The sequence below is a fragment of the Arthrobacter sp. 1088 genome (genome assembly GCF_031455315.1).
Taxonomy (GTDB): Bacteria; Actinomycetota; Actinomycetes; order Actinomycetales; family Micrococcaceae; genus Arthrobacter.
Map to the genome: position 1 here is coordinate 222856 of NZ_JAVDSM010000010.1, position 6108 is coordinate 228963.

Sequence of the window (6108 nt, forward strand, 5' to 3'; positions counted from 1 at the left end):
GAGGAGTAGGAATGGATAATGAAGAGTACATAATTCTGCGTGACGTTTCTCGGAGTGGGTGGGGTACGTCACTGACGCGTGACCTAGGAGTTACTAAGTGGTCAAATCGGCAAGAATCTGAAAGCGTCTCAGTAGATGCTTTCGATCTAGACTACGCCATGCCGGATGAATATCATCTGCAGACTTCCGCTTATGTTCAAATTGATGAGCCGCCGACACCTCATCTTGAGACGGCAGAATTGAGTACTCAAGAGAAGCGTGACCTAGCGAATGATCCGGACATCGCAGCTTTAGCTCGGATCATGCCTACTCATTTAATAGTTCCACTAGCAAGCGAGACACTAGATAGCGGCAGTCCCTGGGGGGTGTCCGCAGTGCATGCGGACATAAGCTCGCGATCTGGTCGTGACGTAGTCATGGCGGTTCTGGACACTGGGATTGATGCTAATCACGACGCATTCCAAGGGGTCGCACTCATAGAGCAAGACTTTACCGGGGTAGGCAACGGGGATATCGTTGGACACGGAACACATTGCGCGGGGACTATTTTTGGCCGGGATATTGAAGGTAAACGTATTGGTACAGCTCGTGGCATATCTCGGGCGCTTATTGGAAAGATCCTCGATAATAACGGGCGGGGCAGCTCAGATATGGCCTTTAAGGGCCTGAGCTGGGCTGTCGATAACGGGGCCAATGTTGTGTCTATGTCACTCGGTTTCGACTTTCCAGGGATGGTGACCCAGCTCTCCGAACAGGGCTGGCCAGTCCAAGTCGCCACTTCACGCGCGTTGGAGGCCTACCGGGGCAATCTCCGTATGTTTGACGCGCTTATGTCTATGATTCGCGCTCGTGAAGCGTTTGGGGCAGGTACTTTGCTGGTTGCGGCTTCTGGCAACGAGAGCCAACGGCGTGGTTCCCCCAGTTTTGAAATTGCTGCTTCCCTTCCAGCTGCAGCTGAGGGCGTGCTTGCCGTGGCAGCCGTGGAATCAACCGGAGCGGGGTACTCCATTGCAGAATTTTCGAACACGTTTCCCTCTATCGCTGGTCCAGGTGTTGGAATTGAGTCGGCCAGGGTCGGAGGCGGTCTTGTCACTAAGAGTGGAACTTCCATGGCGTGTCCTCATGTTGCAGGAGTGGCAGCGCTTTGGTGGGAGGAACTCCAGGCCAAACACGGCGGGTCGACCGCTAAGAACGTTGCCGCTCGCTTGCTTTCGTCGGCAAGGGATGACGTTTTCGTAGACGGCAGCAGTGTGGTTGATTTTGGTGTGGGACTGGCGACTGCCCCATAGCGCCAAGTATGAAATTCGGGTAACACGAGAACTCTGTATGGGCTCCGAAGGGGGCGAATCGATGATGCGGCCCCGAAAGTATCGGGCGAGTTGTTGTGCCGAGTAAGAGGTGTACGGTGAAAACTGTACTGAACCTTCAATCGGTTGGTGGCGCACTCAAGCTACGCGGGTTCCGGAAGCGAGTGCCGGAACTGGTTCCGGACGACGTCGGCTGGTGAATATCAGATGGTTAACCTTCAGAAGTCTTCGTAGGGGAGCGGAGACTTCTATCCCAACCTAGGATGGACCCCTCGGTCCCTAGCAGGGACTTCGGTTCAGAAAGTCTCGTCCTGTCTTCCCGTGCGTAGTTTCTTCCAACGGGCAATAGGGGACAGATCTGAGACTCCTGGTAGATGCGTAATGCTCAGGTATTCAAGGTTGCTGAGGCCGGTAAGTGGTTCGAGATCTGTATTTGGATAGGTCGCAACTACTAATGTCTCCAACCCTTCGTAATCCGCCAAACCGTCCAGTTACCGGTATTTGCAATGCCAAAGGCGGAGCGCTGTGACCTCTAAAGGGGACGGATGTGCAGGAAGAGAACGGGCGCTATCCCCGCACGGGAGTTCTCGCAGCCACTTCCACTCCCGTGATTTTAAAGCCGATATCGGATGTGCAACAACCGCACTTAGAGTCATTACTACTGGTAACGAGGATTATCCGTTTTCGAACTATTCTCAGCTGGCTACTGAGCCCGCATTTAAACGGTGGAGCCGATAGTGCCGCCCAGCAGTCTGGTGGTGGTTAGTTGAGAAACTCTGCCACCGAGGTTATCTAGCCGAGACAAGCCCAAGGATCGCAATGGCGACGCCGATTCCAACCCAAGCCCCGGCCATGATCCGCAGTATCCTGACGTTTCGCCGCTTGAATGCCGGCAGGTCCAGGTTTGGCTGAAACCATTCGACGCGGATCCTCGCCGCCCGCTCCGTCAGGGCAGGTGAAATAGCGAAGAGAATAATTCCTGCCCCAACCAGTACCAGACCGAATATTGTTCCGGGCGCCATGCGTTCTCCCTAACAACGGAGGATCCTGTTCGGCCATTATCTATGCCATCTCAGTGACTGCGTAACGCGACCACGGTTCTGCCGCTGCGGCGGCGTGTTTCTGGGTGACTTGGTAGCTGTAGCCGAGCATTTCGGCAACGAGCGGGGCGGGCACTTCCTTCACGAGGGTGCGGAGGGATGCGTTGCGTGCGCCCAGGAGTTCGATGCCGATTTCTCTGAGGCGTTCCATGAGCGTGTTGGGGTGGATGTGGTGCCCGGGCCGGTAGCCGGGGAACAGCCATTTGCTGCCTGAGCTGCTGCCTGTGCGTAAGTTGGGGCGTGAGGCCAGGTGTTGGGTGAGCAGTGAGGCGAAAGGTTCCGGTACTGGCGCTGGATCTCCGTCGCCGAGGGACAGGCGCAGGCCATCGGGCGTGAGGATCACGTCGGTGCTTTTCATCGCGGCGATCTTCACGACTGGCTGGGCGTAGAGCAGAAGGAGAGTGGCGGCGACGCGGTAGTGCAGGGTGTCGATGTTGTCGCTGAGGCAGGCTTTGAGCATGGCGAGCCGCTGGCCCTGGGTGAGCAGTGGCACGGTCTTGGCTTGTCGGAATCCGATGGTGATGTTGGTGCAAATCCGGTTCTTGACCGCCCAGACGAAGAAGGTCCTGATGGCGTGCCTTGTGGTTGGGCCGTCTGCCAGCCATGCGTCGACGTCGGCCTGGACGCAGGAGGCGACGGTCCGTCCGTGGGTGAGCTTGAGCCAAGTCAGGAACTTGATGGTTTCTGTGATTTCCTGCTTCGCGCTGTGGACGGGGCCGCGGGTGGGTTTCCCGTCTGCGGAGAGGCTCCTGATGCGCCGCAGGTGGTGCCACCGGGCGAAAGACTCGACCGGCCGTCGGATGTCTGCGTCGTCAAGGTCCTCGAGCTTGCTGGTGAGCCAGCGTTCGAAGAGGGCGAGGTAGTGGTCCCTGTTCGGGAGTAGCTTGTGGTGGGTGAGCAGGCTGCGCATGTGTTCCACCCGCAGGCTGTTTGGTTCCTGGTCCAGCGCCTCATGGCTGAGGGGGATGCCGCCGGTGGCAAGCCGGGCGGCAGGTCCCGGACGCCGGTTTTGCGGAGCCAGGTGAGGATGCTTTCGGGGCGCTGGGCTCCGCAGAGCGCGCCGAGCAGTTTCGTCGCCGTCGTTTCCGATCCCCGGGCATCGTCGACGCGCAACAGGACGGTGAGGTCGTCCCGAAGTGAGCAGCGTGCGCAAGTGTTCTGGCGGTAGTGCTCGGTTTCCGTGCCGCAGCGGGAGCAGTGGTAATCCTGCGTGATGCCTGCGCAATCGACACAGACCGGTTGGTCGCCGTGGGCAGCAGACCGCCCGGGAAGCATGCGCTCTGTTCGGCAGCCGGGGCAGGGTCCGTGCGTGCGCATGGCGATCGTGAAGCAGGTCCCGCAGATCCTGCCTTCTGGCCAGCTGGCGCGGTGCCTGCCGGCTGCCCGTGAGCATCTGTCGCAGGTGAACGCCCCTGCCGTGCGGGGCCGGCCGCGGACGGCAATCCGCGGTGTGATTTCAGCCGTCATCGCGGATCACGCGGGCCCGTTTGGGCCGGATGGTCTTGTTCAGGTCCACGACGTTGGCGTCGGAGGCGACCTTGCGGACGTTGGCATCTGTTGCCGTGACGGTGACGAGGTCCTCGGGTCCGCAGGAGAAGATGTCGCAGAGGGCGGCGATCATCATGAGCGAGACACGTTCCGGGCGTTGCGTGACGAGCCGATAGACCTGGGAGGCGGAGAGTTCGATGCCGCGTTCTTTTAGCAACGGGCTCAGGTCGGTGCTGTTGTGCATTCCCCGGGCTGCCATGAGTTCTGCAAGCCGCCACCGGTAGTCGATCTCTCGTTTCATGAGGTTCAGTCTTCCATTCCGGCCAGGGCGTCCCGGACGGTGGAGTCCAGGGCCCGGCGCAGCGTTTTGACCCGGTAGTCGCTGGAAACGGACGTGTAGAGAGCCGTCGTCGACGCATGTTCGTGCCCGGCCTGGTGCTGGACGAACAGGGGGTCCATGCCGGCTTCGATCAGGTGGGTGACGTAGGAGCGGCGCAGCGAGTGGATGTCCAGTCCGGGGGAGAGGCCCAGGTCTTCGCAGTAGCGGTTGAACCTGCGGTTCAGTGCTGTCTCGGAAACGAGGGTGCCGCGTTCGGAGGGGAACAGGTCCAGCCCGTCGGTCATGTGCCGGTGGCCGCGTTCCAGCCAGTCGGCGATGATTTCCGCCGACCAGTCAAACACCGTCAGGACGCTGCGGCGTTTCGGGGGAGACCCTTTCATGGCCTTGCCATAGCGGACCTGCAGAACCCCGTACTTGCCGAATTCCCGGGCGTGCGGATTCCGGGCAAAATCCACGGTCTGGAGGTGTCTGACCTCGTTGCGTCGTAGCCCCCAGCTGTAGGCCACCTTGAAGAGGACAGCGTCGCGGTAGGCCGGCAGCCAGCCCTTGCGGCCCAAGGTTGCGATCCGGTCCACCTCGTCATCGGACCGGTCAAAGAAGGCCTGCAGCTCCTGCCTGGTGAACGGGCGCCGGACTGGAGCTGACTCTGTCGCCTGCGCATGGACCGCGGTGTTCCAGTCAAAGCAGACCTGCGAAGGGTGCGTTCCAAAGTACTGTTCGCAGACCCGGTCCCAGCCATACTCGGGCGACGCTGCGTAGGCGCAGAACGCCCTCAGCGCTGCCTGGTAGCTCCGGATGGTGGACTGCGCGGCGTGCTTCACGCTGCGAAGATCCCCGAAGAACTCATCCACGTGGGCCGGCGTCCACTGCCATGGATACTCGTTCGTGGACTCCTGGAACCGCGTCACCAACCGTTCCCGGCCCTCGATGGTGCCAAACGCCAGGTTCCGACTCAACTGCTGGTTGCGCCAGCCGGTAAGCATCTGGGTGAACACGTGGTCCTCCGGGTGAAGGAAACGCACAGCGCCGAAGTCGAGCACCCGTCCCGCTGAATCGACCGCCACGAACCCTCCTGAGACATTGCATTGGATGCAAGAATCATGCAATTAATGCAGAACCCGCGCAAATCCGCGGATTAGAAGGTAATTCCAGTCTGATGCAATCCAGCTTCTGAGGGCCTGCACAATGGACTCACGAGTAGCCCGGCGGACCGTTCGCACGGTGTTTCCGCAGGTCACAGGCACTTTTCGGCTTCAATTGACGCGGTGCCGGGTGGCACTGGGCGGAGGAGGGGTGATCGTGCATCAGATGCAATAATCACTGTTCTACTTTACATAATATCCGTTATCGGCGTTAAAACCACGGGAGTAGAAGTAGCTGCGAGAACTCCCGTCCCGCGACGTATCCAACGTTTGCGCAGGTCAGAACGCATTGACGAGGACGAAAGGGTTCTCGGCTCGGACTTGAATTTGCGCCCGGATCCCTTGCGCCTGTAGATTTCCTGCATCTAATGCATGTTTCCATGGTTTAGGGGTCGTTGTGAGTGGTGCCGTTCCGGGTTTCGTCCCGGGGATGCTGGTGGATCCGGACATTGGGCTATTCCGGGCTGATGAACGGGTTTTCACTGCCATGCTCGATGGCTGGCGGGCGCAGATGCTGGCACGCGGCCTCACGACTCAGACCATCAAGCAGCGCTGCCAGCTGCTGGAGCGTTTTCAGCGCTTCACGGGCGAATTTCCGTGGCAATGGCGTCCCGCCGATATCGATGATTTCCTGGGCGATCTGCGCTCGGGCGACAAGCCAATCAGCCTGAAAACGTTGCGCTCGTACAGCAACGCCGTGGCGATGTTCTGCTCTTACTTGACGCATCCTG

7 protein-coding genes are annotated in these 6108 nt (G+C 59.7%); 3 read left to right on the plus strand and 4 right to left on the minus strand.

All coding sequences use genetic code 11. From position 1 onward, the window contains the following. The first annotated feature begins 11 nt into the window (after positions 1-11). Positions 12-1289: a S8 family serine peptidase gene (locus J2Y41_RS17140; protein WP_309930231.1), complete on the plus strand. Its 1278-nt coding sequence runs from the start codon at positions 12-14 to the stop codon at positions 1287-1289. An 806-nt stretch (positions 1290-2095) separates the two neighbouring features. On the opposite strand, the gene J2Y41_RS17145 is transcribed toward J2Y41_RS17140, so the two are convergent. Beyond that, positions 2096-2329 (minus strand): hypothetical protein, encoded by a 234-nt coding sequence (locus J2Y41_RS17145; RefSeq protein ID WP_309930233.1) that lies wholly within the window; start codon positions 2327-2329, stop codon positions 2096-2098. A gap of 40 nt (positions 2330-2369) precedes the next feature. After that, positions 2370-3317, minus strand: coding sequence for a hypothetical protein (locus J2Y41_RS17150; RefSeq protein ID WP_309930236.1), 948 nt, complete (start codon positions 3315-3317; stop codon positions 2370-2372). Between J2Y41_RS17150 and J2Y41_RS17155 the strand changes: the two genes are divergently transcribed. Beyond that, positions 3318-3575 carry a hypothetical protein gene (locus J2Y41_RS17155; RefSeq protein WP_309930238.1) on the plus strand — a complete coding sequence of 86 codons (258 nt, stop codon included), beginning with the start codon at positions 3318-3320 and terminating at the stop codon, positions 3573-3575. Between the two features lie 288 nt (positions 3576-3863). Here the strand turns inward: J2Y41_RS17155 and J2Y41_RS17160 are convergent, their stop codons facing one another. Together J2Y41_RS17160 and J2Y41_RS17165 are read right to left on the minus strand one after the other, a co-directional pair. Continuing rightward, positions 3864-4196, minus strand: a complete 333-nt coding sequence (locus tag J2Y41_RS17160) for a helix-turn-helix transcriptional regulator (protein WP_309930239.1) — start codon at positions 4194-4196, stop codon at positions 3864-3866. Between the two features lie 5 nt (positions 4197-4201). Then, positions 4202-5299 carry a site-specific integrase gene (locus J2Y41_RS17165; RefSeq protein ID WP_309930240.1) on the minus strand — a complete coding sequence of 366 codons (1098 nt, stop codon included), beginning with the start codon at positions 5297-5299 and terminating at the stop codon, positions 4202-4204. Between the two features lie 475 nt (positions 5300-5774). On the opposite strand from J2Y41_RS17165, the gene J2Y41_RS17170 reads away from it, so the two are divergent. After that, positions 5775-6108, plus strand: a 334-nt coding sequence (locus tag J2Y41_RS17170) for a phage integrase N-terminal SAM-like domain-containing protein (protein WP_396133556.1), incomplete at its 3' end; no start/stop codon positions are given.

What these genes read in the sequence shown, in the direction of transcription:
- J2Y41_RS17150 (WP_309930236.1), bottom strand. Translation starts at nt 3,317, where the DNA reads ATGCGCAGCCTGCTCACCCACCACAAGCTACTCCCGAACAGGGACCAC.
- J2Y41_RS17140 (WP_309930231.1), top strand. Translation starts at nt 12, where the DNA reads ATGGATAATGAAGAGTACATAATTCTGCGTGACGTTTCTCGGAGTGGG.
- J2Y41_RS17145 (WP_309930233.1), bottom strand. Translation starts at nt 2,329, where the DNA reads ATGGCGCCCGGAACAATATTCGGTCTGGTACTGGTTGGGGCAGGAATT.
- J2Y41_RS17160 (WP_309930239.1), bottom strand. Translation starts at nt 4,196, where the DNA reads ATGAAACGAGAGATCGACTACCGGTGGCGGCTTGCAGAACTCATGGCA.